The sequence below is a fragment of the Polaribacter sp. P097 genome (assembly GCF_036864555.1).
Lineage (GTDB): Bacteria > Bacteroidota > Bacteroidia > Flavobacteriales > Flavobacteriaceae > Polaribacter.
Genome location: NZ_JAZETJ010000001.1, coordinates 1,380,383 through 1,404,123, shown reverse-complemented (window position 1 = coordinate 1,404,123; position 23,741 = coordinate 1,380,383). Strand labels below are relative to the sequence as shown.

General features: G+C 31.0%; 22 protein-coding genes. 10 read left to right on the top strand and 12 right to left on the bottom strand.

Annotated features, from left to right (window positions below):
* Positions 1 to 60: 60 nt before the first annotated feature.
* On the bottom strand, positions 61 to 483 hold the full coding sequence (locus V7R38_RS06475) for a molybdenum cofactor biosynthesis protein MoaE (protein ID WP_334056817.1): 423 nt from the start codon (positions 481 to 483) through the stop codon (positions 61 to 63).
* A gap of 61 nt (positions 484 to 544) precedes the next feature.
* On the opposite strand from V7R38_RS06475, the gene V7R38_RS06470 reads away from it, so the two are divergent.
* Positions 545 to 817, top strand: a complete 273-nt coding sequence (locus tag V7R38_RS06470) for a DUF3817 domain-containing protein (protein ID WP_334056815.1) — start codon at positions 545 to 547, stop codon at positions 815 to 817.
* Here V7R38_RS06470 and V7R38_RS06465 read toward each other — a convergent pair whose 3' ends face one another.
* Together V7R38_RS06465 and V7R38_RS06460 are read right to left on the bottom strand one after the other, a co-directional pair.
* Entirely contained in the window at positions 818 to 1,060 is a 243-nt protein-coding gene (locus V7R38_RS06465) for a MoaD/ThiS family protein (protein ID WP_334056813.1), read from the bottom strand.
* A 12-nt stretch (positions 1,061 to 1,072) separates the two neighbouring features.
* A complete protein-coding gene (locus V7R38_RS06460) occupies positions 1,073 to 3,535 on the bottom strand; it encodes a DUF5686 and carboxypeptidase regulatory-like domain-containing protein (RefSeq protein WP_334056812.1) in 2,463 nt (820 codons plus the stop codon).
* A gap of 303 nt (positions 3,536 to 3,838) precedes the next feature.
* Between V7R38_RS06460 and V7R38_RS06455 the strand changes: the two genes are divergently transcribed.
* The 7 genes from V7R38_RS06455 to V7R38_RS06425 all read left to right on the top strand — a co-directional run bounded on the left by V7R38_RS06455 (position 3,839) and on the right by V7R38_RS06425 (position 16,139).
* Positions 3,839 to 6,112 carry an NADP-dependent malic enzyme gene (locus V7R38_RS06455; protein ID WP_334056810.1) on the top strand — a complete coding sequence of 758 codons (2,274 nt, stop codon included), beginning with the start codon at positions 3,839 to 3,841 and terminating at the stop codon, positions 6,110 to 6,112.
* Positions 6,113 to 6,141: 29 nt separating this feature from the next.
* The gene (ruvA, locus tag V7R38_RS06450; RefSeq protein ID WP_334056809.1) at positions 6,142 to 6,723 is read left to right on the top strand and encodes a Holliday junction branch migration protein RuvA; all 582 of its coding nucleotides are present in this window, start codon (positions 6,142 to 6,144) and stop codon (positions 6,721 to 6,723) included.
* A gap of 4 nt (positions 6,724 to 6,727) precedes the next feature.
* Positions 6,728 to 13,855, top strand: coding sequence for a T9SS outer membrane translocon Sov/SprA (gene sov / locus V7R38_RS06445; RefSeq protein ID WP_334056806.1), 7,128 nt, complete (start codon positions 6,728 to 6,730; stop codon positions 13,853 to 13,855).
* 23 nt (positions 13,856 to 13,878) lie between these two features.
* The gene (gene gcvH, locus V7R38_RS06440; RefSeq protein WP_334056804.1) at positions 13,879 to 14,259 is read left to right on the top strand and encodes a glycine cleavage system protein GcvH; all 381 of its coding nucleotides are present in this window, start codon (positions 13,879 to 13,881) and stop codon (positions 14,257 to 14,259) included.
* On the top strand, positions 14,225 to 14,602 hold the full coding sequence (locus V7R38_RS06435; protein ID WP_334056802.1) for a VanZ family protein: 378 nt from the start codon (positions 14,225 to 14,227) through the stop codon (positions 14,600 to 14,602). The genes gcvH and V7R38_RS06435 overlap by 35 nt, the downstream gene beginning before the upstream one ends.
* 63 nt (positions 14,603 to 14,665) lie before the next feature.
* Positions 14,666 to 15,385 (top strand): energy transducer TonB, encoded by a 720-nt coding sequence (locus tag V7R38_RS06430; RefSeq protein WP_334056800.1) that lies wholly within the window; start codon positions 14,666 to 14,668, stop codon positions 15,383 to 15,385.
* A 115-nt stretch (positions 15,386 to 15,500) separates the two neighbouring features.
* Positions 15,501 to 16,139, top strand: a complete 639-nt coding sequence (locus tag V7R38_RS06425; protein ID WP_334056798.1) for an MOSC domain-containing protein — start codon at positions 15,501 to 15,503, stop codon at positions 16,137 to 16,139.
* Between the two features lie 60 nt (positions 16,140 to 16,199).
* On the opposite strand, the gene V7R38_RS06420 is transcribed toward V7R38_RS06425, so the two are convergent.
* Positions 16,200 to 16,553: a toxin-antitoxin system YwqK family antitoxin gene (locus V7R38_RS06420; protein WP_015481102.1), complete on the bottom strand. Its 354-nt coding sequence runs from the start codon at positions 16,551 to 16,553 to the stop codon at positions 16,200 to 16,202.
* A 199-nt stretch (positions 16,554 to 16,752) separates the two neighbouring features.
* Here V7R38_RS06420 and V7R38_RS06415 point away from each other — a divergent pair, with 199 nt between their 5' ends.
* On the top strand, positions 16,753 to 17,109 hold the full coding sequence (locus V7R38_RS06415; RefSeq protein WP_334056795.1) for a DUF1304 domain-containing protein: 357 nt from the start codon (positions 16,753 to 16,755) through the stop codon (positions 17,107 to 17,109).
* Positions 17,110 to 17,176: 67 nt separating this feature from the next.
* Complete coding sequence (locus tag V7R38_RS06410) at positions 17,177 to 17,986, top strand: mechanosensitive ion channel family protein (protein ID WP_334056793.1); 810 nt, start codon at positions 17,177 to 17,179, stop codon at positions 17,984 to 17,986.
* A 3-nt stretch (positions 17,987 to 17,989) separates the two neighbouring features.
* Here V7R38_RS06410 and tsaB read toward each other — a convergent pair whose 3' ends face one another.
* The 8 genes from tsaB to V7R38_RS06370 all read right to left on the bottom strand — a co-directional run bounded on the left by tsaB (position 17,990) and on the right by V7R38_RS06370 (position 23,694).
* Positions 17,990 to 18,676, bottom strand: a complete 687-nt coding sequence (gene tsaB, locus V7R38_RS06405; RefSeq protein WP_334056791.1) for a tRNA (adenosine(37)-N6)-threonylcarbamoyltransferase complex dimerization subunit type 1 TsaB — start codon at positions 18,674 to 18,676, stop codon at positions 17,990 to 17,992.
* Between the two features lie 78 nt (positions 18,677 to 18,754).
* Positions 18,755 to 20,086 (bottom strand): TolC family protein, encoded by a 1,332-nt coding sequence (locus V7R38_RS06400; protein ID WP_334056790.1) that lies wholly within the window; start codon positions 20,084 to 20,086, stop codon positions 18,755 to 18,757.
* A 123-nt stretch (positions 20,087 to 20,209) separates the two neighbouring features.
* Positions 20,210 to 20,428 (bottom strand): hypothetical protein, encoded by a 219-nt coding sequence (locus V7R38_RS06395; RefSeq protein WP_334056788.1) that lies wholly within the window; start codon positions 20,426 to 20,428, stop codon positions 20,210 to 20,212.
* Positions 20,421 to 20,960, bottom strand: coding sequence for a DUF420 domain-containing protein (locus V7R38_RS06390; protein WP_334056786.1), 540 nt, complete (start codon positions 20,958 to 20,960; stop codon positions 20,421 to 20,423). The genes V7R38_RS06395 and V7R38_RS06390 overlap by 8 nt, the downstream gene beginning before the upstream one ends.
* Positions 20,953 to 21,597 carry an SCO family protein gene (locus V7R38_RS06385; RefSeq protein WP_334056784.1) on the bottom strand — a complete coding sequence of 215 codons (645 nt, stop codon included), beginning with the start codon at positions 21,595 to 21,597 and terminating at the stop codon, positions 20,953 to 20,955. The genes V7R38_RS06390 and V7R38_RS06385 overlap by 8 nt, the downstream gene beginning before the upstream one ends.
* Complete coding sequence (locus V7R38_RS06380) at positions 21,594 to 22,265, bottom strand: hypothetical protein (protein ID WP_334056782.1); 672 nt, start codon at positions 22,263 to 22,265, stop codon at positions 21,594 to 21,596. Before V7R38_RS06380 ends, V7R38_RS06385 begins: the two co-directional genes overlap by 4 nt.
* 86 nt (positions 22,266 to 22,351) lie before the next feature.
* Complete coding sequence (locus V7R38_RS06375) at positions 22,352 to 22,693, bottom strand: cytochrome C oxidase subunit IV family protein (RefSeq protein WP_015481111.1); 342 nt, start codon at positions 22,691 to 22,693, stop codon at positions 22,352 to 22,354.
* Between the two features lie 20 nt (positions 22,694 to 22,713).
* Complete coding sequence (locus V7R38_RS06370) at positions 22,714 to 23,694, bottom strand: cytochrome c oxidase subunit 3 (protein WP_015481112.1); 981 nt, start codon at positions 23,692 to 23,694, stop codon at positions 22,714 to 22,716.
* Positions 23,695 to 23,741 lie beyond the last annotated feature (47 nt).

Genomic DNA, 23,741 nt, shown 5'->3' with positions numbered 1-23,741 from the left:
TCAAAAAAAAGCGCTATTTTCACTCCAAAACACTGAATACTGAATACTGAATACTGAATACTAAGGATGTGCATTTACCCAAACTTCACCATCAGAAAAGTATTCTTTTTTCCAAATAGGCACAGTTTCTTTTAAGGTATCTATTGCAAATTCACAGGCCAAAAACGCCGCTTTTCTATGCTTAGCTGATGCTGTAATAATTACTGGAATTTCACCTATTTGCAACATACCTTCTGCATGATGTATGGCGATTTTATGGATTTCAAATTTAGCTAAAGCTGCATCTGCAATTTTCTGCATTTCTTTTACAGCCATGGGTTTGTATGTAGAAAAATCTAGCTGTTTTACTTCTTTACCTTCTGTATCATTTCTAACAGTTCCTATAAATGCAGTTATTCCTCCACAAACATCATCTTCTACAAAAGCATAACATTCTTGTAGATTTAATTTATCTGCAGTAATTTTAATTGAAGTTCTTTGCATACATCAACAAAAATAATAATTCGCAATGTATCTTTGTCATGAAATGAGAAATAGTTAAAAAATGAAAACAGCATTTAGAATTATAAGCTTTTTAGAAGGAGTATCTTATTTATTGTTACTCTTTGTTGCTACACCTATTAAATATTTACAAGGTGATGCTTCTTACGTGAAACTTTTAGGTATGCCTCACGGAATTTTATTTATGCTCTACATTGTGCTAGCTATTGTAATTCAGAAACAAATGAATTGGAATACAAAAACTTTAGGCATTGTATTGTTGTGCTCAATAATTCCTTTCGGAACCTTTTATGTAGATAAAAAATATTTGCGATAATTAACCTCCACTAACAGGTGGAATTACAGCAACAACATCATTAGATTTTAAAAGAACTTCGTCTGTTGCGTAAGCTTCATTCACGGCTAATGCATAGGTTTTAATATTCTCTAAAGCTGGATAAACTTCTTGTAAATGCGTTCTAAATTCAGCTATTGAAATTGTTTTATCTAAAGTTAAATCTACTTTATTTTCTGTTACTAAATCAGATGAAATTCCAAAAAATAGCACTGTTATATTCATACAGTAAAGATATTAAAACAAACTAATTCTAAAGACCAAACCACTTTCTTTTACATCTCCATATTGGGCATTTACATAGGCTACTCTTAAAAATCTGTATTTACCAAAACCTAAATTATCTAAACCTACTGAGTATTCTGTGTACGGTTTTTTATCTGCCATAAATAAAGCTTTACCTCCAGCAACCAAATGAAAATTAAGTTTATTAAATAACGGAATTTTACCCAAAACAGAACCTTTAAAATTATGTTCTACATGCATTTCTGCATATTTATCATTGGTATAATATTGGTAATAATCTAGTAAATTAAAACTGTTTAACTCTCTATCTATAGGAAAAATCAATTGATTTCCATTCGCCTGTAAATTATCCATAAAGGCTATATCTTTTGGTTTTACAAAAGCAGCTGCTCTTAAATTATAGGCAAACTTACCAAAGTTACCAGCATTAATATTTTGCCTAACATTTGCTATAAATAAATCTGAATTTAAAGCATCATTATCTGCGCCAAAACGCTTAATATAATTTAATGACACTGTTGGATATTTATTATTACCCTGATTTACTTTACGATCTGGGTAGCTCAAATATTTCTGACCGAATACAAAAGTTGTTCCTAAGTTTAAGGTAGCAATATTATGTTCTGTAAATGCTGGATTTACAAAATCTGTTGGGTCTAAAGGATTGTTAGAAGTATATCCATTTGTTTCTGGCTTTGCAAAAGAATAATCTGTAGTATTAAACAATGGAGTTCTTTTGGCATATTCTAAAGATCCTGAAAAATACAAACCATTTTTTACTTCTTCAGAGTACTGAACTTTAGCAAAAGTTTTCTCGTATATTTTCATATAATTTTGCCTGTAAAACAAGGAAGCTATTGTATTATTTAATCTAAAAATAGGGTTTCTACCATTAAATTGCGGAGTAACAATTCCTCCAGTAACAGAAAGTCTTGGTCTAGATAGGTTGTTCCATTTTTTTGTAAATGAAAATGTAGGTCTTAATTTTTGATCTGAAAAACCATAATTTAAATTGGCTGAAGCATTCCACCATTTGCCTTGCTCATTAATTTGCTCAAAATAACTTACGCCAGCAGAAGTATAAACCCCTTGAACTGTATTAAAACCTGTTCTAAGCAAAGGACCATTAAAAGAAAAAGTACGGTTTTTATAAGAGTTTCTATACGAATAACCTAATAAAGGATCTGACCAATTGAACTTATTACCTTTAGCATCAATAGAATCTAAATACTTTTTAGACTTTCGAATAACTTTAATACTGTCTTTAATTTTATAATCCTTAACCTCTTCTAGCGTTAAAGAAACTGGTCTTAATTCATTCCAAAAAACACTGTCTTTTTTAGTTGCATTTTCTTCAAATGAAAGCACCTCATTTGTAAAAGTAGTTTCAGTAAAATTAGGATTAAAATCATAGTCTGAATACACGTAAGAAAACTTTCCTCTAGGTTTAAATCCGAAAATGGAAATATCAAAATCTATAGATTGACTAATTAACACCCATGCATCTATTTTTTCTGAATAGGCATATCCTTGTTTTAAACCCAAAGAATTTACAAACGGTAAATTCACTTGTACACCAGAAGTAACTAAATCACAACCATAAATTGCCCAGTCATTCTCCACAATATAAATAGACCCTTCAAAAACACGATCATTATTTCTTCTCGGAATTAATTTAATTTTATTGATTAAAATTCCGTTTGCATCATAAAAAGTACCTTCTAATTTGTATTTGTAATAACTAAAAGCATTTGAAGAAATAGGTGACACCAAATCATTAAAAACCTCAATACTATTGTCATACAAATTAATATTTGAATCTTCTGCCCTATTAAAACTCACTCCATTATCTTCTCCAGAAACTTTACTTGCTACAATTTTTTCTTTAAATTTTTTCGGTTTCTTCTGAAACGAAATTTTAGAAAATGTTTCCGATAAATATATAATACCACTCCTTGTAGAATCTAAACCACCCCCAAAATCTCCTGTGCTTTGTCCGAAAAATTTTTCTGGAGCGTCTTTAATTCTGGTTAATCCTCTTGAATAAAATTGTGCAGTATAATTGGCATACTTATCAGTATTTTTACTTTTGGCTGCAATTGCATTTCGTATAATAACATTAGCAGGATTTTCATCTGTAGAAATCGAAATCTCACTTAATTGCACACTTTCTTCTTCTAAAGAAACATCTAGAGTGTAAGGAAATTCAGTAACAACTATATTTTTTTTAAGAGTTTTGTATCCTAAAAATTGAAAAACGATAGTATGCTTTCCTTTAGACGTTATGTCTAAAATATAAACCCCATTATCATTAGATGTTGTACCATTTACAGTTTTATCTAAATAAATACTAACAAAAGAAAGTGGCTCTCCTTTAGTATCTGTGACAATACCTTTTACCTGTGCAAATTGAATGGATGCACACAAAAAGATTAAAAACGTAATTTTTTTCATGGGTTGGTTTTGTTGTATAGACGCAAACATATAGTTTCTGTTACAGGAAAGTCTTTAAAAATTGTTAAACATATCACCTCTAACTTGGTTTAATTGTTAATTATTTTAAAATTTAAGCAATTAATTTCAAGAATTTATACGTTAAAAAACCATTTGGAATATCACTTTTAAACAAGTCCTAATTTTAATTGTTAACCCATCATTTAGAAAGAGTTTTAATAACGTAAAAGAATAGAAAACATTTTATTACTCTTACATTGAAAAGTATATATTTGTAGGTCTAAATAAAGGAAACAAGTATTTATGAGTAATTCAAGAAAAAGACACGAAGCATTACTTTATCATGCCAAACCAAAGCCTGGTAAAATTGCAGTTGTACCCACAAAGAAATACGCAACTCAACATGATTTAGCACTAGCCTACTCACCAGGAGTTGCAGAGCCTTGTTTAGAAATTGCCAAAGACAAAAACAACATTTACAAATACACTTCTAAAGGTAATTTGGTAGCAGTAATTTCTAATGGAACTGCTGTTTTAGGTTTGGGTGATATTGGGCCTGAAGCCTCAAAACCTGTAATGGAAGGTAAAGGTTTGTTATTTAAAATATTTGCAGACATTGATGTTTTTGATATTGAAGTTGATGCTACAGATGTTGATAAATTTATAGAAACTGTAAAAGCAATAGCACCAACTTTTGGTGGTATTAATTTAGAAGATATAAAAGCACCAGAAGCTTTTGAAATTGAAACGCGTTTAAAAGAAGAGTTAGATATTCCTGTAATGCATGATGATCAGCATGGAACTGCAATAATTTCTGCTGCAGCATTAAAAAATGCGATAGAAATTACTGGTAAAGATATTTCTAAACTAAAAATAATAGTAAATGGTGCAGGTGCTGCTGCCATTTCATGCACGCGATTGTATTTAAAACTTGGTGCAGTTAGAGAAAATATTATCATGTGTGATAGTAAAGGGGTCATCCGAAAAGACAGAGACAACTTAACTACACAAAAAGCAGAATTTGCAACATACCAAGATGTAAACACCTTAGAAGAAGCAATGCAAAATGCCGATGTTTTTATAGGGCTTTCTATGGGGAATATTGTTACCCCAGAAATGTTGCTTTCTATGGCTAAAAATCCTATTGTTTTTGCCATGGCAAATCCTGTACCCGAAATTGAGTACGATTTAGCTATAGCTACAAGAGATGATATTATTATGGCTACAGGTAGATCTGATCATCCTAACCAAGTAAATAATGTATTAGGTTTCCCTTTTATTTTTAGAGGAGCATTAGATGTTAGAGCTACAAAAATTAATGAAGCTATGAAATTAGCTGCTGTGCATGCTTTAGCTGATTTAGCCAAAAAATCTGTACCAGAACAAGTAAACATTGTTTATGATGAAGTAAGCTTAAACTTTGGTAAAGAATATATTATTCCAAAACCTTTTGATCCTCGATTAATTTACGAAATTCCACCAGCAGTTGCCAAAGCTGCAATGGAATCTGGAGTAGCCTTAGAACCAATTTCTGATTGGGATGCTTATAGAGAAGAATTAATGGAGCGTTCTGGTTCTGGAAGTAAAGAAATTAGACAAATTCATAATAGAGCTAAAAGAAATAAAAAACGAATTGTTTTTGCAGAAGCAGATCATTTAGACGTTTTAAAAGCTGCTCAAAGAGTACAAGAAGAAAAACTAGGGCTACCAATTCTTTTAGGAAGAAAAGAGGTAATTTTAGAATTGAAAGAAGAAATTGGTTTTACTGAAGATGTACCAATTTTTGATCCAAAAACAGACGAGGAAAAAGAAAGAAGAGATCGTTTTGGAGTTGCTTATTGGGAGTCTAGACAACGTAAAGGAAGAACATTAACAGAAGCAAAAAAATTAATGCGAGAGCGTAATTATTTTGCAGCAATGATGGTAAATGTTGGTGAGGCTGATGCTTTAATCACAGGTTATTCAAGACCTTACCCAACTGTTATTAGACCAATTTTAGAGTCAATACAAAAAGATAGTGGTATTTCTAAAGTGGCTGCTTGTAACTTAATGCTTACAAAGCAAGGCCCAATGTTTTTGGCAGATACTACCATAAACCTGAATCCTACTGCTAAAGATTTGGTTAAAATTTCGCAAATGACATCTAACTTGGTTAAAATGTTTGGTATGAAACCAAATGTGGCCATGTTGTCTTTTTCAAATTTTGGTTCTACTAAGAATGAATCTTCTCAAAAAATTAGAGAAGCTGTTTCTTATATTCATCGTAATTTTCCGAATGCAGTTGTAGATGGAGAAATTCAAGCAGATTTTGCATTGAATCCAGAAATGTTAGCCAAAGAGTTTCCATTCTCTAAATTGAATGGTAAAAAAGTGAATGTACTTATTTTTCCAAACTTAGAATCTGCAAACATTACCTACAAATTATTAAAAGAAATGCAAGGTGCAGAATCTATTGGACCTGTAATTTTAGGGCTAAGCAAAGCTGTACATATTGTGCAATTAGGGGCAAGTGTAGATGAGATGGTTAATATGGCTGCTTTAGCTTGTGTTGATGCTCAGCAAAGAGAGAAAAAATAAAAACAGTACATTAGAGCCAAGAAATAGCCATGATTACACAAGTTAGAGGAAGATTAGTTGAAAAAAGTCCAACAGAAGTTGTAGTAGACTGCAATGGAGTTGGGTATTTATTGCACATTTCTTTAAATACATTTTCGGGTTTACCTGAAGATGAAAATGTAGTTTTATACACCCATTTATCTATTAGAGAAGATGCTCACACCTTGTTTGGTTTTATCAACAAAACAGAAAGAGAAGTTTTTAAATTATTAATATCTGTTTCTGGAGTTGGGCCAAGCATTGCAAGAACCATGTGTTCTTCTATGACATCAGACGAAATACAGCAAGCAATTGCATCAGAAAATGTGGCAGTAATTCAGTCTGTAAAAGGCATAGGAGCTAAAACTGCACAAAGAGTAATTGTAGATCTAAAAGATAAGATTTTAAAAACCTTTAATATTGATGAAGTTTCTGTTTCTGCAAGCAATACAAACAAAGATGAAGCGTTATCTGCTTTAGAAGTTTTAGGTTTTAATAGAAAACAATCTGACAAAGTTGTAAATACAGTTCTAAAAGCAAACCCTAATGCTTCTGTAGAAAACATTATAAAACTCGCTTTAAAAAATTTATAATCAATTGACTAGGGTATTAAAACACATAATTTTATTAGTCCTATTTACTTTTACAGTAAGTTTCTCTTTACAGGCACAAACCAAAACTACTAAAGATTCTTTAGCTGTTAAAAAAGACACCTTAAACTTAAAATACGATTTTAAATACACCCAAAAAGGTGGTCTTTTTCTAGATGATTTGGCTAAGAAAGAAGTCATTTTTGATAAAGAACTCAACAAATACGTAATTCTAGAAAAAATTGGAGATTACTACACCAAAACTCCAATTTATTTAACACAAAGAGAATACCAAGAATACCGTCTTAAAAGAGACATGTTGCAATACTTTAAAGATAAAGTAAGTGCTACAAATAGTAAGAAAAAAGGAAGTGCAGCCGCTCAAAAAGATTTATTACCAAGTTATTATGTAAACTCTAAATTCTTTGAAACTGTTTTTGGTGGCAACAAAATAGAATTTACACCAACAGGAAACCTAAACCTTAAACTTGGCTTCATTTATCAAAATACAGAAAACCCACAAATTTCTGAAGAAAACAGAAGTAGTTTTACCTTTGATTTCGATCAGCAAATTAATGCTAGTATTCGCGCAAAAGTTGGTGAGCGTCTCGAATTTACTGCAAACTACGATACACAAGCAAGTTTCGATTTTCAAAATTTAGTAAAGGTAGATTACACGCCTACAGAAGATGACATTTTACAAGGTATTGAGGCAGGTAACGTTTCTATGCCAATTAAAAACTCGCTTATTAATGGTGCACAAAGCTTATTTGGTGTAAAAACAAAATTGCAATTTGGTAAAACAAGTGTTACAGCAGTTTTTTCGCAGCAAAACTCAGAAAGTAAAACAGTAGTTGCAGAAGCTGGTGCATCTATTCAAGAGTTTGAGTTAAGAACAACAGATTATGATAATGATCGTCACTTTTTCTTATCTCAATTTTTTATAGACAATTATGCCAATTCTTTAAAACAATATCCACTGGTAAGTAGCCAAGTAAACATCACCAGAATCGAAGTTTGGATTACCAATAGAAATGCAACCACAGAAGATTTTAGAAGTATTGTAGCACTTGCAGATATTGGAGAATTAAACAATCCTGGTTCTAATTATCAAAATTTAGCTGATGACAATAACACAGTACAACCTGTAACACCTGTTAGCGTTAATACAAATGGCAATGTATTTTTCTTACCTCAAAATGACGCCAATAATATTTACGATCCAACTGTTTTAGCAGGTATAAGAGATATTTCTGATGTAGACAATACCCTGCAAGGCCGTTTTCAAATGGAGCAAGGTACTGACTATTCCATTTTAGAAAATGCCCGAAAATTAACTACCAACGAATATATTTTAAATTCAAAATTAGGTTACATTTCTTTAAACAGACGTTTAAACGATGGTGAAGTTTTAGCAGTAGCTTATGAATATACAGTAGCTGGTTCTGTAAATGGTAGTACTAAAAAATCATTTAAAGTTGGTGAGTTTTCAAATGATGGTATACAAGCTCCACAAAATTTAGCCGTAAAATTATTACGTTCAGAAATTTTACAAACAGTTAGGCAAAACCCTAACACAAATGAGGCAGAAGCGTTTCCTACTTGGAGGTTAATGATGAAAAACATCTATGCCTTAGGTGCTTACCCACTTTCGCAAGATGGTTTTCGTTTTGAAATTCAATATAGAGATGATGAAACAGGTATTGCCTCTAACATTTTACAAAATGCTAGCACACCAAACATACCTACTACTCCATTAATTCAAGTTTTAAACTTAGACCAATTAGACCAAAGCCAGTTTAGAACTCCAGATGGCTTTTTTGATTATGTAGAAGGTATTACTGTAAATTCACCTAATGGATACATTATTTTTCCAGAACCTGAACCTTTTGGTAACGATTTGGTTTTAGACCCTTCAGACCCAAATGATATTGGTTTAGATGAAACTTTAGATGCTCAATATCTTTTTAAAGAATTGTATTTAAACACCAAAATTAATATTCAAAATAACTTTCAAGCAAAAGACAAATACTTTTTAAAAGGATATTTCAAATCAGAAACTGCAGGTGGTATTCCTATTGGAGCGTTTAACGTACCTCAAGGATCTGTAACAGTTACTGCAGGTGGAAGACAATTGGTAGAAGGTGTAGATTTTGTGGTAGACTATTTACAAGGTCGTGTACAAATTATAGATCCAGGATTACAAGCAAGTGGAACACCAATTAGTGTTTCTACAGAAAATAATGCTGTATTTAATCAACAAAGAAAAACATTTATGGGTGTTGATGTAGAACATCAATTCTCAGAAAACTTTGTAGTAGGTGCAACTGTTTTAAATGTAATGGAAAGGCCACTTACACCAAAAATCAACTTTGGCTCTGAACCAATAGACAACACTATGTTTGGTTTAAATGTAGATTTCTCTACAGAAGTACCTTACTTTACAAAACTAGCAAATAAATTGCCTTTTGTAGATACAGATGTACCTTCAAATTTATCTGTAAGAGCAGACATGGCTTATTTGTTACCAGGAACGCCAAGTGGAATTGATGTAACAGGAGCTGCAACTTCGTATATAGATGATTTTGAAGCCTCACAAATACCAATTAGTTTACTATCTGCCTTAGATTGGTATGAAGCAAGTACACCAAGAAACCAATCTAATGATCGTTTTAATGGTGGTAATAGCGATTTATCTTACAATTATAAAAGAGCAAAATTAGCATGGTACAGCATAGATCAAATCTTTTATGGCTTTGGAGAAACACCTCCAAGTATAGATGCAGACGAACTGTCTAGAGCTGAAACCAGGCAAATTAATTTTAATGAGTTGTTTCCAAATCAGCAGTTTGATATTACTCAGAATACACAAATAAGAACCTTAGATTTAGCGTATTTTCCAGAAGAAAGAGGTTCTTACAACTACAACCCAAATGCTACAATAGTTGGTGATAAAGCTGTTTTACCAAGTCCTGAAACAAATTGGGGTGGAATTATGCGTCCTTTAAACACCAACAATTTTGATCAAGCCAATGTAGAATACATTCAGTTTTGGGTAATGGATCCTTATCAAAATTACTCAATCACACAAGAAGAAGGCTTACCTCAAGGCGTAAATCCAGATGATATTTCTAATCAAGTTGGAGATTTATACATCAACCTTGGTAATATCTCTGAAGATATCACCAAAGACAATCGTAAAATGTTCGAAAATGGGTTACCTGAAGATGGAGCTAAAGTTGATGGTGTAAACGTAAACAGAACAATTTGGGGAGATGTACCTAGAAATCCATCAATCATTTATGCTTTTAGTGAAGAAGATGCAGCAAGAACTAATCAAGATTTAGGTTTTGATGGTTTAACCAATGATGGTGAACGTAATTTGGCCAATGTAGATCCAAAATTTGCAGCGTTAACAGATCCTGCAGCAGATGATTTTCAGTTTTTTAGAGGATCGCAATTAGATGGTTTAAATGCATCTATACTAAGAAGGTATAAAGACTTTAACAATACACAAGGTAACTCACCAACGTTAAATCAATCTCCAGAACCTTATCCAACATCATCAACAACATATCCAGATGTAGAAGACATCAATAGGGATCAAACAATGAATACTGTGGAGAGTTATTTTGAATATCGAATTTCGATGAACAGAAACGATTTACAGAAAGGAACCAATTTTATTGTTGATGAAAAAACCACAACTGTAACCTTAGAAAATGGGAATACTCAAGATACAAAATGGTATCAATTTAGAGTACCTGTAAGAAATGGAACGCCTGTAAATGGTATTACCGATTTTAACAGCATACGTTTTGTTAGAATGTTCTTAACCAACTTTAAAATGCCAGTTGTAATTCGTTTTGGAGAATTAGATTTGGTAAGAGGAGATTATAGAAGATACACTAGAACTATAGACCCTGCAATAGATCCTGATAGAGAATTAACACAAGCAGAACTAGAAGGTTTTGAAGTTGGGGTAGTAAGTATAGAACAAAATAATGGTAGCTACATTCAGCCACCAGGAATTGAGCGTGAGCGTTTACAAGGAAGTACAACTGTACAATTACAAAATGAGCAATCTGTAACTTTAAAAGTAACCAACTTAGAACCAAATAAAACCAGAGCCATTTATAAAAACTTAAGTGTAGATTTAAGACGTTTTAAGAATCTAAAAATGTTTATGCATTTAGAAGGTGATGATGGTTTTGCAGGTGTAATTCGTTTAGGAACAGATTTGAACGATAACTATTATGAGGTGCAATTGCCTTTAACAGTAAGTTCAGGAGGAAATAGCCAATTAGATATTTGGCCAGAAATTAATAACCTAGATGCACTTCTAGAAACTTTTGGTAAAGTAAAATTAGAAAGAGATGCAATAGGCGCTCCAATAAACGAATTGTATACCTCAATTGAGCAAAGTTCTAATGTACCTTATACATTAAGCGTAAAAGGTAACCCTACTTTGGCTCAAATTAGAACAGTAGTTTTAGGATTAAAAAATACAAGTAACGTAAATAGAACTGGTGAGGTTTGGTTTAACGAATTAAGAGCTGCTGGTTTTGATAATGATGCTGGTTGGGCAGCCGTTTTAAATGCTGATGCAAACTTTGCAGATGTTGCTAACGTTTCTTTATCTGGTAGTATGCAAACCATAGGTTTTGGTAATGTAGAAGACAGAGTAAACCAACGATCTTTAGATGAAACAAAACAATATGATGTTTCTACCACAATTAATTTAGGTAAAGTAATTACACCCAAAGATTGGGGAATTCAAGTACCTATGTCTTATAGTATTGGAGAAAAATTTATAGACCCTAAATTTGATCCTCAATACCAAGATGTATTGCTAGAAGATGCCATAGATCAAAACCCTAATAGCGAATTCTCTAGAGATTATACCAAAAGAACCAGCATTAGTTTTGTAAATGTAAAGAAGAATAGAAACCCTAATTCAAGTAAAAAACCAAGATTTTACGATATAGAAAACATTGCAGTTTCTTACGCACACAACAAAGAGTTTCATAGAGATTATAATATAGAAAAATACATTAACGAAAATGTTACAGCATCTGCTGCCTACAACTACAATTTTAATAGTAAACCAATAGAATTATTTAAAAATTCTGAGAAATTTAAGAGTAAATATTGGCGATTTATAAAGGATTTAAACATAAATCCTGTACCAAGTTTATTGGCAATCAACTCTAGAATTAACAGAAGTTATAATGAGCAACAATCTCGTAATTTAGTGCCAGGTTTATCTCCTCAACCAGAATTAATTCAAAGAAGATTTTTATTTGATTGGGATTACACTGTAGGTTTCGATTTAACAAAATCGCTTCAGCTAAATTTTAATGCTACCAATAACTACATTTATGATGCTTTTGGTAGTGGAGAAGAATTGCAAATTTTTGATAACTTCTTCAATACAGGTAGAGCAAATCAATACCATCAAAAGTTAAATGCAACTTACCAATTGCCATTAGATAAATTTCCTTTCTTAAAATTCATTAAGGCAGATTATGCATATACTGCAGATTTTGATTGGCAAGTACAATCTCAAGATGAATCTATTGCAGAGCAAATTGGTAATGTAATTCAGAATGCAAATACGCACAATTTAAATACTACTTTCTCTTTTGATAAGATTTACAAAAGTGTTGGCTTCGAAAAATTACTCTTAACGAAACAACAAAGAAAATTAGCTAAAGAGAATAAAAATGCTAGAATTCAACCTAAAAAGAATTTACCAACAGGAAAGAAAATTTTAAAACTTTCTTGGGATATTTTAACCTCGGTTAAACAAGCAAAAATTAGCTATTCAGAAAATAATGGGCAATACTTACAAGGGTATGATGAAGGTATTGGTTTCTTAGGTGGTGCACCAACTTCATTTGCTTTTGGTAGTCAAGTAGATATTAGAAACAAAGCCTTAACCAATGGTTGGTTAGTTTCTCCACGAGCTTTAGTAGATGACCCTAACACACCAATAGATGAAAGCGCCTTTTACAACAAAACTTATAGCAGAACACATTATAACAAATTAGATTACACCTTTACTTTAAAACCAATAAAGGATTTAAATATAGATGTTAGAGGTAATAAAATTAAAACAACAGACTTGTCACAGCAATTAGATATTATTGCAGATGGTACAGAAAACGGAACAATTGATTTTGGAATCGATGCTTTCGAAACTGGTAACTTTAGTACAAGTCATTCTATGTTCGGAACCGCATTTACAGATGGTGATGCACTTTTTCAAAGAATGAAAGATTACAGAACAACTGTAGCTAACAGGTTTGCGAGTGAAAACCCAAGTGCAGATCCTGCTGGATTTGGAGAAAATAGCCAGCAAGTATTATTACCTGCTTTTATAGCAGCTTATTCTGGTAAAGATCCTAATACAGTAAAAACAGGTTTGTTTAGAAATATTCCTATACCTAACTGGACTTTACGTTACAATGGATTAATGAAGTTAAAATGGTTTAAGAAAAACTTTTCTACGTTTATCATATCTCATGGATATAGATCATCATATACCATTTCTAGTTTTACTAACAATTTACAATATGATGAAGCAACAAAATTCACCACAGTAAATGCAGCTGGTAATTATGAGGCACCTAAATTAGTAGCAGCTGCTACTTTAGTAGATGAGTTTTCACCTTTAATTAAGGTAGATATGAAAATGAAAAACTCTTTTTCTTTAAGAGGAGAAGTAAAAAGAGATAGAACTTTAACCATGAACTTTAACAATAGTACTTTAACAGATATTGCAGGTACAGAATATATTTTTGGTTTAGGTTATGTATTTAAAGATGTTAAAATGAATACTCGTTTTACGGGTAAGAAAACAACCTTAAAAGGCGATATTAATTTAAGAGCAGATGTGTCTTTAAGAGATAATTTAACACAAATTAGATATATAGATGAAGATAATAACCAAATTAGTGGTGGTCAACGATTATTTTCTATTAAATTTGTGGCAGATTATAGGTTAAGTAGTAGTTTAACAGCATCATTTTATTACAATCATCAAACATCTAAATATGCCATTTCTACCACTTTTCCAAGACAAGCAATTAATGGTGGTATTAACATCATATACAACTTAGGAGGAAATTAAAACTTAAATAAATATATTATACAATGAATATTCCAGCTACTTTAAAATATACAAAAGATCACGAGTGGGTTAAAATTGAAGGCAATATTGCAACAGTAGGAATTACAGATTTTGCACAAGGTGAATTAGGAGACATCGTTTATGTAGATGTAGATACTTTAGATGATACTGTAGAAGAAGGTGAAGTGTTTGGCTCAGTAGAAGCAGTAAAAACAGTTTCTGATTTATTTATGCCTTTAACAGGTGAAGTTATTGAATTCAATGACGAGTTAGAAGACGATCCAGAATTGGTAAATTCAGATCCTTATGAAAAAGGATGGATGATAAAATTAGAAATTTCTGATGAAGCTCAGATTCAAGACTTACTAAATGCTGAAGCGTATAAAAGTCTTATTGCTGGATAATTTTATTTTTATAGCCATAACTTTTACAATAACAATTGTAGGGTTAAGCTTATTTAAATTACCAAGTAAAGATATAGGTGTTAAGAATGTAGATAAAATTTATCATCTTATCGCCTATTTTAGTTTAGCTTTTGCTTGGTTGGTTAGTTTTTACCAACAAAAAAGCAAAAAAATGCTAATAGTTTTAGCTTGTGTGGTATTTGGCATAATAATTGAAGTATTACAAAGTGCCTTAACAAATTACAGAACAGGCGATTACCTAGATGTTTTTGCAAACACTTTAGGTGTTTTATTAGCTTTACTCTTTTTTAATGCTATTTTTAAAAAAAAGCAGATTAATTAATAGTAGAATTGTAAATAAAACAATTTTTTATTTAAATTAGCAATCTATTAAAAACTCTTTATAATGCAAATTAAGAAAAATCCAAAATCGAATTTAGAAAATTTTAGTAAGATTTTCATGCAGATAGGGCTTGTATTAGCTTTATTTGTTACATATGTTGCAATCGAACAAAAGACTTACGATAAGACTTATGGTGATTTAGCTGTAGTAAGTATGGATGCTGAAATGGAAGAAGAAGTTCCAATTACAGAAAGAATAGAACCAGTAAAACCTAAAACTCCACCACCACCAACTCCAGAAAAAATTGAAGTTGTTGAAGATGAAAAGGAAATAGAAGAAACTGTAATAGAATCTACAGAAACTGATGAATCAGAAGCTGTAGAAGTAGAAGAAATTGTAGAGGTTGAAGAAGCTGAAGAAGTTGTAGAAGATGTAAGTTTCATGATTATTGAAGATGTACCAGTTTTTCCTGGGTGTAAAGGAAATAAAGCTGAGTTAAAAGCATGTTTCAGTAAAATGGTACAAAAACATTTCTCTAGAAAATTTGATGCAGAGTTACCAAATGAATTAGGTTTATCACCAGGAAAAAAGAGAGTTTTTATTGGATTTAAAATTGATAAACAAGGTAACATTGTTAATATTCAAGCAAGAGGTCCTCACCCAAAAATCGAAAGTGAAGTTATTAGTGTAATGAATAAATTACCAAAAATGACTCCTGGAAGACAAAGAGGTAAACCAGTAGGTGTAAAATATAGTATTCCTTTCTCTCTTATTGTAGAGTAATTAGAATCTTATATCAATATAATAAAAACGTTTAGAATTTTTCTAGACGTTTTTTTTGCTTTACATTGAAATGCAAATTCAGTTTTAAAAGCTTAACACCAAATACAGAATCAACATGAAAATAATATCTACAAATATTGGTAAGCCAACCGAATTTATTTGGAATGGTAAAAAAGAAACCACTGGTATATTTAAAACACCAACTACAGAACCAATTTATTTAACCAAAAATGATGTATTAAAAGATGAAGTTTCTAATAGATTAAATCATGGAGGATACTATAAAGCTTGTTATATATTTTCTGCAGATCACTATCCTTATTGGAAAGAATTATATCCTAATTTAGATTGGACTTGGGGTATGTTTGGCGAAAATTTAACCCTTACCAACTTTAATGAAAAAGAGGTTTATTTGGGTGATGTTTATAAGGTTGGTGAAGCTATTGTACAGGTTTCTCAATACAGAGAACCTTGCTATAAATTTGGTTATAAATTCGGAACTCAAAATGTTCTAAAACAATTTATACAATATGGTTTTGGCGGCACTTATTTAAGCATTTTAAAAGAAGGATTTGTAAAAGTAAACGATGAATTTGAACTCATTGAGCGTTCTGAAAAGAGAGTCTCTGTTTACGACTTGTTTAAACTAGTGTTTGATAAAGATAAAAACCAAGAGTTGTTAAAGATTGCAGCAGAGAGCACCGCAATTCCTGCCAAGAAGAGAATGATGTTAAGTAAATTTCTTAAAGAATAAAAAAAGCTCAATAAAATCGTTAGATTTTATTGAGCTTTTTAAAATAGTGTAAATAGAACCTTAATCGTTATTTACAGCTACTTTAGATTCTGGCTTCCATACATTCACAGAAGCAATTGCATTACTTTCGTAATTAATTTCTTTTAAAGAGTCTGCTGTCCAAACAAACCACTTACCTACTTTCTTACCATTGTCATAATAAGCCAGCTGAACTTTGTTACCTTCTTTATCAAAACGTACCCATTCACCAGTTAATTTTTTATCCTTAAAAAATCCTTGTGTTTTAATTGATCCATCTTCATGATAATAAGTTGCTTTAACTAAATCTCCTTCAGCCTTAAAAGTAGGTTTTTGTTCCTGTGCATATCCACTCATAGTAAGACTGAATATTACAATTGCTAAAAATTTTTTCATAATTCTATGTTTTAAGGTTTACATTTCCTTTACAAATATACAATTTAAATTACATAAAATAAACATTTTGGTAACATTAATTTAACATTGGAGTTAATTTTAACATTTTTAAAATCATAATTCACATAAAATCAGTAATTTAGATTGTTAACATTACTCAGTGTTTTGGTAACATTGAAATTAACTTTATACCTTTTTTATGAATATTTTACAAATTTTACTGATAGCTCAAGTAATCTTAATCCATATTTACATCGTTTTATTAGAAATGGTTTGGTGGACTAGCAAAAGAGGTATGAAAGCTTTTGGTCTTAAAGATCTACACTTTGCTAACGAAACCAAAGTGATGGCTGCCAATCAAGGTTTGTATAATGGTTTCTTAGCAGCTGGGTTGTTTTGGTCTGTTTTAACAGCAAAAACAGACGTTGCCTTATTCTTTTTAGCCTGTGTAGCTGTTGCTGGTATTTATGGTGCTTATTCTACCCAAAAAATTAAAATTCTTTACATACAAACCATACCAGCATTGTTAGCTGTTATTTCATTATTATTCTTATAGAATTTATCGCTTCGTTTTCTTAGATATCTTTATTTTAGCTATTTAAAAAGATATAAAAACAAAAAAAATGGAAGAATACATTGAAAAGTTTCAAGACATATTCGTTGAATATGCACCAAAAGTACTTACAGCGTTAGTAATATTAATAGTAGGTTTATTTGCGATTAAGATTGTTGTTCGTTCTGCAAGAAAATTAATGGGTAAGGGTGGTGTGGATGTTACACTTCAAAAATTCTTAGGAAATTTAGCAGGTTGGGCATTAAAAATTTTACTATTTATTGTTGTTATCTCTAAATTAGGAGTAGAAACTACTTCATTTGCAGCTATAATTGCAGCTGCTGGTTTAGCTGTTGGTTTAGCCTTGCAAGGTTCTTTAGCTAATTTTGCTGGTGGAGTATTAATTATGATTTTTAAACCTTTTAAAATTGGAGATTTAGTAGAAACTCAAGGAGAAATTGGTGTAGTTAAAGAAATCGAAATCTTTACAACCAAGTTAAAAGGTCTTTCTAATAAAGAAATTATAATACCTAATGGAGCCTTATCTAATGGTAATATTGTAAACTATACTACAGAAGGTACAAGACGTGTAGATTTAGTTATAGGCGTTTCTTATGATGCTGATATTAAAAAAACCAAAGAAGTTTTAATGAATGTTTTAACATCTCATTCTAAAGTATTAAAAGAACCAGCACCAACTGTAAATGTTTCTGAGTTAGCTGATAGTTCTGTAAACTTTGCTGTAAGACCTTGGTCTACTGCTGATGATTATTGGGATGTTTATTTTGATATTACAGAAAACTCAAAAATAGCATTAGACAACGCAGGTATAGAAATTCCTTATCCACATAGAGTAAACATTAATAAAACAGAAGATTAATAATTAAAAAGTAGGTTTCTTTTTCTTTTCAGGAATTACTACAAAATCTTTCAAGTAAAAAGGTTCAAAATAAGCGACATCTTCGATGTCGTTTTTTTTGTACTTCTCATATGATAAAACCGCCATTTCTTTTGACGAAGGAAAATAATCTGCCAAAAATACAGCATTCTCATGAGTGATTACTTCTTTGCATTTCAAAGCACCATCACCTAAAAAAGTTACTTTACTAGTCTCTAAATAAGATAAAAATGAATTTTCTGTGATAACTTCTGCCTTTATTGCTCTAACCTCATTGTAATTAGCATCAAATACAGAAGCATAAACCTCCATTCTTCTAGCATCAATCATGGGTACAATAAAACCTTCAGATACTTTAGTGGCATATGCTAGTGATTGTAAGGTATCAATTGAAATTAAAGGTTTGTCAAAAGCAAAACATAAGCCCTTGGCAGCAGACACTCCAATTCTTAAGCCTGTATAAGAACCAGGACCTTTACTTACAGCAACAGCATCTATATCTTTAGAACTTAAGTTGGCTTCTTTTAAAACATCAGCTATAAATGGGTGCAATACTTCTGCATGTGAATAATTGCCATTATTTAGTTCTTTAATAGCCAAAATAACACCTTTGTCTGCTATGCTTACAGAGCAGTTTTTTGTAGCTGTTTCTATGTTTAAAATAATACTCAAATTCTTTTTTTTACAAAGATAAATATAAAAGAAAACCTCACTAAAAAAGTGAGGTTTATTGATGAAATATTTTTTTGATTACTCTAACACTAACTCACCCGCATAAAATTGCAATACTTTAGTTTTAAAAACATAATCATATTTAGAACGTATTAATGTAGTTTGAGCATTCACCAAACGATTTCTTACTTGATCAAAATCAAATTGAGTCATTGCTCCAAAATTATAACGTTCTTGTGCATTCTTAAACGATTCTTCCTGTGCTTCTAAAGAAATTTTAGCAGCCTCATAACTCTTTAATGCTGTTTTTACATCTAAGAAAGATTGCTCTATAGTTTGTTGTAAATTTAATTTTTCGCTCTCTAATCTTGTTTCAAAAATATCTTTATTTATCTCTGCTTGAGAAACTCTGTTTCTTGTTTGAAAACGATTAAAAATAGGTATACGTACATTAAAGCCTAAACCATAACCAAGGTTGTCGTTAATTTGATCAAAGAAATCTGTGTTAGAAAAACCTGGAGGTAAATTTAAGTTATAACCGTAATTAGTAGAAACACCTGCAGATGCAGTGATTGATGGTAAAAAATCTGCTTTAGAAATTTCGATACCCAATGCTGCATTATCTATGGCTAATTTTGCTCTTTCAATCTCTGGTAAATTATTTAAAGACTTTTCGTAAACATTACTTGAGTTTGTATAAAACAAGTTTTCTGATGGCGTACCAACATCTACAGGTGCTACATCAAAGCCTTCTGCAGGTACTTGTAACAACTGAGCTAAGTTTAATAAAGCTAAATCTAATGCATTTTCGTTACTAATTACAGTTTGTAAATTAGACGCAGCTGTAGATTGGGTATTTAATAAATCTCCTTTAGGTATTACCCCAGATTTGAACCTACTTTCTGCAGCTTCAATTTGCTTTTCACTGATTTCGTACTGAACTCTAGCAGCATTTAAATTTTCTTTTGCAAACAAGACATTTAAATATCCGTTAACTACAAATAAAGAAATATCATTTTCTATTTTCTTTAAATCTAATTTACTGGATTCTACACCTAATTGTGCCTGCTTATAAATATTGGTATTTCTAAAACCGTTAAAAACAGTTATACCTGAACTTAAATTGATAGATCCACCAAAGAAACTTGTATTTACCCTGTCTTGAGATACAGGATCGAAACCAGTACCAAAGTTTAAGTTACCACCTGTGTTACCAGATAAGTTTGGTAGAAAGTTACCTTTAGCTATTTCTACATCAATTTCTGATGATGCTAAATTTAATTTATTCTGCTGTATAGAGATGTTCTTAGCCAAGGCTTCATCTACACATTCTCTTAAAGTCCATTGTTTTTGTGAAAAAGTAGCAATAGAAGTAAATAAAGCTACAAGTACTATTAGTTGATTTCTCAAAACTTAAATATTTTTTGGTTGGTTAACACTTTCTTATCAATCGAAAGAAATGCGTTTATTTCAATTTGCTAATAAGACGATTAAAAGTAAAATTTGTTACAGTATTTTACTCTTATTGAAATGTTAATTTTTAATTCTCTTTCTATATCTGTATAAAGTGAAGAATAATACACCAATTAATAAGTAAGGAAAAACCATTAAATAAGTAATTCCGTTATTTACGCCTTCAGCCATAGAAATATCTCCATTTTCTACTACAGCCTTACACATGGCACATTGAGCGTAACCAAATTTCGATAGTAATAAAAAAGCTGCAATAAAAAAGTGTTTATATCTAAGCATAATAAGGAGCTATCATTAAATATACAATAACACCTGTTACTGCTACGTATAACCAAATAGGAAACGTTTTTCTCGCTATTTTTTTATGCGCTGCAAAATTACCCAACTTTGCTCTCATATAAGTTAATAGCACAAAAGGTATTACTATTACAGATAGTACAATGTGCGTTATTAAAATAAAATAATACACGTAAGCAATAACACCTTCTCCACCAAAAGTAGTAGAATCAGAGGTCATGTGATAAGCGATATACATTACCAAAAATACCAATGATAAAAGAATTGCAAACGTATTCAATTTTTCATGTAACTTTTGATTTCCATTTTTAATAGCAACTACAGCTGCAATTAAAACAACTGCTGTTAACCCATTAATAGTTGCATATATAGGTGGTAAAAAAGTTAAAGGCTCTACATCAAAACCTAATTCTCTTAAGTTAATTCCAAACAATGCTGCTACAGCTAAAGGAATAATAATAGTTAAAGCCGTAATAATTTTCTTGTACTTCTTTTCTTGTGCTAGGCTACTCATTTAATAATAATTTTATGTCTTCTTTTAATTCTTTCATTTGATCTGGAAAATCTTCATCACCCAAAGCACTATAATACATTAAAGGGTTACCTAGTTCGTCTTTTCTAGATCTTATGTAACCATCTTTATCTACTAATGCAAATAAACCTGAGTGTTCAAAACCTCCATGCTCTTCTTCTCCTTTTCCAACATACAATTTAAAACCTTTGGTAGATAAATTATAAACTACCTCTTCTGACTTTCCTGAAAGCAAATGCCAATTTTTATGAGTTATACCATTATTCTTAGCATATTCTTTTAATACTTCTGGAGTATCAATTTCTGGTGTTATTGATATAGATGCAATACCAAATTCTGGATTTCCAAAAAACGAGTTTTGTAAAACCAGCATTTTTTGATTCATAATAGGACAAATACTAGGGCATGTAGAAAAGAAAAACTCTACTACATATACTTTGTCTTTATAATTTTCATTGGTAATAGTTTCACCCTCTTGATTTATAAATTCGAAATCTGGTACTTTACCGAATTTCATTAAACCAGAGTCTTCGAATCTGCCTACTATTTTAGGAATAGCATAAATACCAAATAACAATATAATAAAAGCAATACCTACGTATGAATACTTCTTTTTCATAATCCTACTTCCTTTCTGTTGGCTTTATTCTTATTTTTATCTTTAAAGGCTGCATAATATTCATAGTACAAAACCTTAACATCATCCTTTAGTTTACTATTTAATACAGAAACCGAATTTATATTGTACCCATAAAGTTTTCCATCTGAAGTATCATCATCATTTGTTCTACCTCTTAAGTTACCTTCTCTATCTATTAAAAAAACATTATTAGTAGTCAAATCTACCAATGGTTCATTAATAGACATAGTATCGTACAAACCTTCTATTTCGCCTTCTGAGCTCTCTACAAAAATCCAATTTTGCATATCTGTAAAAGCAGATAGCTTTTCTTTTAAACGATCAACTGCTGCATCACTCCCTTTAGGATAAATAGCGATAATTTGAAATTGCTTATAGTCTAAGAAAGTTTTGTAAATCTTTTCATTTAAGGCTAAAATTCCAGGTCTCATATTTTCGGTATTGTTTCCAAGAAAACTAACAATTGAAATATGGCCTTTAAATGAAGTTTGATTTTTACTATCTATTTCAGAAATATCTGCAACGTTCTTAGTTAACACAGGTAACTTTGTAAAGTTATTAGTACCTGTAGATAAAATTAAAAACAGTATTAATGGAAAGATAAAAAGTAGAAATAATACAATTCTTTTCTTGGTAAAAAACTTCATAAGGGAATAAATTATAATTGAACTAAAACTAGTTTTGTACTTATTAAGTATAGAAAAAGGTGGTTAAAACCACCTTTTTTATTTTTTTACCAACGTACAAGTGGTGCTAAAGTATCGAACAAATAATTACCTTCTATAAGTAATAAAGTTACTAAGTAACAGATTAGGAAAATTCCTGTCCAAACAATAGATCTTCTAAACCATTTTTTTTCACCTTCTAAGTGCATAAAAGACCATGCAATGTAGTAAGCTTTAAACAAGGTTAAAATTATAAAAATCCAGTTTAAAGGGCTTGTACCTAAAAAACTTGTTAAATGTAAAATGTCTGGTTTTATGATACCTAATGCTACTTCAACAATAGTAACTATAGATAGTAAACCAAATACCATCCATATTTTCTTAACGTTAGATTCGTGTGCGTGTGCCATTTGTTGCTCTTATTTTTTAATTATACTAAGTAGAAGAATGTAAATACGAATACCCAAACTAAATCTACAAAGTGCCAATATAATCCTACCTTTTCTACCATTTCATAATGTCCTCTTTTTTCATAAGTACCAAGAATTACATTAAAAAATATAATGATGTTAATTACTATTCCAGAGAATACGTGAAAACCGTGGAAACCTGTAATAAAGAAAAAGAAATCTGCAAATATGGTGTTACCATATTCGTTTACTTTTAAGTTAGCGCCTTCAACAACCATGTTTGCTTTAGCCAACTCTTCTAAACCTTTTTCTCTAGAAAAGATGATTTTTTGTTTCTTATCCATATCTATTTGCTCACTTCTAATTAAAATAGAAGGGTTTGCCTCATAAGAAGCCATAACTTGAGCTACAGAATATTCAGGTACTGTTTTTTCACCTTCAAACCACAAACCATTCTTTTTGGTATGTGTTATTCTACCATCTGTTCTTTCTCCAACAACAAAATCAGAAAGTGCTATTTGATGCCCATCTTTTACAAACTGTAATACTTTACCATCTGTAGTTTTAACTGCACCATAAGAACCTTTAATAAACGTATTCCATTCCCAAGCTTGAGAACCAACGAAAATTAAACCTCCAATAATGGTAGCAAACATATACCAAGCTACTTTATTCTTTTGCATTTTATGACCAGCATCTACAGCCAACACCATAGTTACCGAAGAAAATATTAATACAAACGTCATAAATGCAACATAATACATAGGGAATTCTCCATGTATAAAAGGGATGTGCGTAAATACCTCATCTGCAATTGGCCAAGAATCGATAAATTTAAAACGCGTTAAACCATAAGCTGCTAAAAATCCTGAGAATGTTAGTGCATCAGATAGAATGAAGAACCACATCATCATTTTACCATAGCTTGCACCAAATGGTCTTACTCCACCACCACTCCAAGTGTTTTTTCCGTCTGAAGGTATAGCAATATTTGCTTCCATAAATAATATTTAATTAAAATCTTAAATGTTTGTCAAAATTAATCAAT

Excerpts from the sequence above, each read along its gene's own strand:
- V7R38_RS06475 (WP_334056817.1), bottom strand. The coding sequence starts at position 483 with ATGCAAAGAACTTCAATTAAAATTACTGCAGATAAATTAAATCTACAA.
- V7R38_RS06470 (WP_334056815.1), top strand. The coding sequence starts at position 545 with ATGAAAACAGCATTTAGAATTATAAGCTTTTTAGAAGGAGTATCTTAT.
- V7R38_RS06465 (WP_334056813.1), bottom strand. The coding sequence starts at position 1,060 with ATGAATATAACAGTGCTATTTTTTGGAATTTCATCTGATTTAGTAACA.
- V7R38_RS06460 (WP_334056812.1), bottom strand. The coding sequence starts at position 3,535 with ATGAAAAAAATTACGTTTTTAATCTTTTTGTGTGCATCCATTCAATTT.
- V7R38_RS06455 (WP_334056810.1), top strand. The coding sequence starts at position 3,839 with ATGAGTAATTCAAGAAAAAGACACGAAGCATTACTTTATCATGCCAAA.
- ruvA (WP_334056809.1), top strand. The coding sequence starts at position 6,142 with ATGATTACACAAGTTAGAGGAAGATTAGTTGAAAAAAGTCCAACAGAA.
- gcvH (WP_334056804.1), top strand. The coding sequence starts at position 13,879 with ATGAATATTCCAGCTACTTTAAAATATACAAAAGATCACGAGTGGGTT.
- V7R38_RS06435 (WP_334056802.1), top strand. The coding sequence starts at position 14,225 with ATGCTGAAGCGTATAAAAGTCTTATTGCTGGATAATTTTATTTTTATA.
- V7R38_RS06430 (WP_334056800.1), top strand. The coding sequence starts at position 14,666 with ATGCAAATTAAGAAAAATCCAAAATCGAATTTAGAAAATTTTAGTAAG.
- V7R38_RS06425 (WP_334056798.1), top strand. The coding sequence starts at position 15,501 with ATGAAAATAATATCTACAAATATTGGTAAGCCAACCGAATTTATTTGG.
- V7R38_RS06420 (WP_015481102.1), bottom strand. The coding sequence starts at position 16,553 with ATGAAAAAATTTTTAGCAATTGTAATATTCAGTCTTACTATGAGTGGA.
- V7R38_RS06415 (WP_334056795.1), top strand. The coding sequence starts at position 16,753 with ATGAATATTTTACAAATTTTACTGATAGCTCAAGTAATCTTAATCCAT.
- V7R38_RS06410 (WP_334056793.1), top strand. The coding sequence starts at position 17,177 with ATGGAAGAATACATTGAAAAGTTTCAAGACATATTCGTTGAATATGCA.
- V7R38_RS06395 (WP_334056788.1), bottom strand. The coding sequence starts at position 20,428 with ATGCTTAGATATAAACACTTTTTTATTGCAGCTTTTTTATTACTATCG.
- V7R38_RS06390 (WP_334056786.1), bottom strand. The coding sequence starts at position 20,960 with ATGAGTAGCCTAGCACAAGAAAAGAAGTACAAGAAAATTATTACGGCT.
- V7R38_RS06385 (WP_334056784.1), bottom strand. The coding sequence starts at position 21,597 with ATGAAAAAGAAGTATTCATACGTAGGTATTGCTTTTATTATATTGTTA.
- V7R38_RS06380 (WP_334056782.1), bottom strand. The coding sequence starts at position 22,265 with ATGAAGTTTTTTACCAAGAAAAGAATTGTATTATTTCTACTTTTTATC.
- V7R38_RS06375 (WP_015481111.1), bottom strand. The coding sequence starts at position 22,693 with ATGGCACACGCACACGAATCTAACGTTAAGAAAATATGGATGGTATTT.
- V7R38_RS06370 (WP_015481112.1), bottom strand. The coding sequence starts at position 23,694 with ATGGAAGCAAATATTGCTATACCTTCAGACGGAAAAAACACTTGGAGT.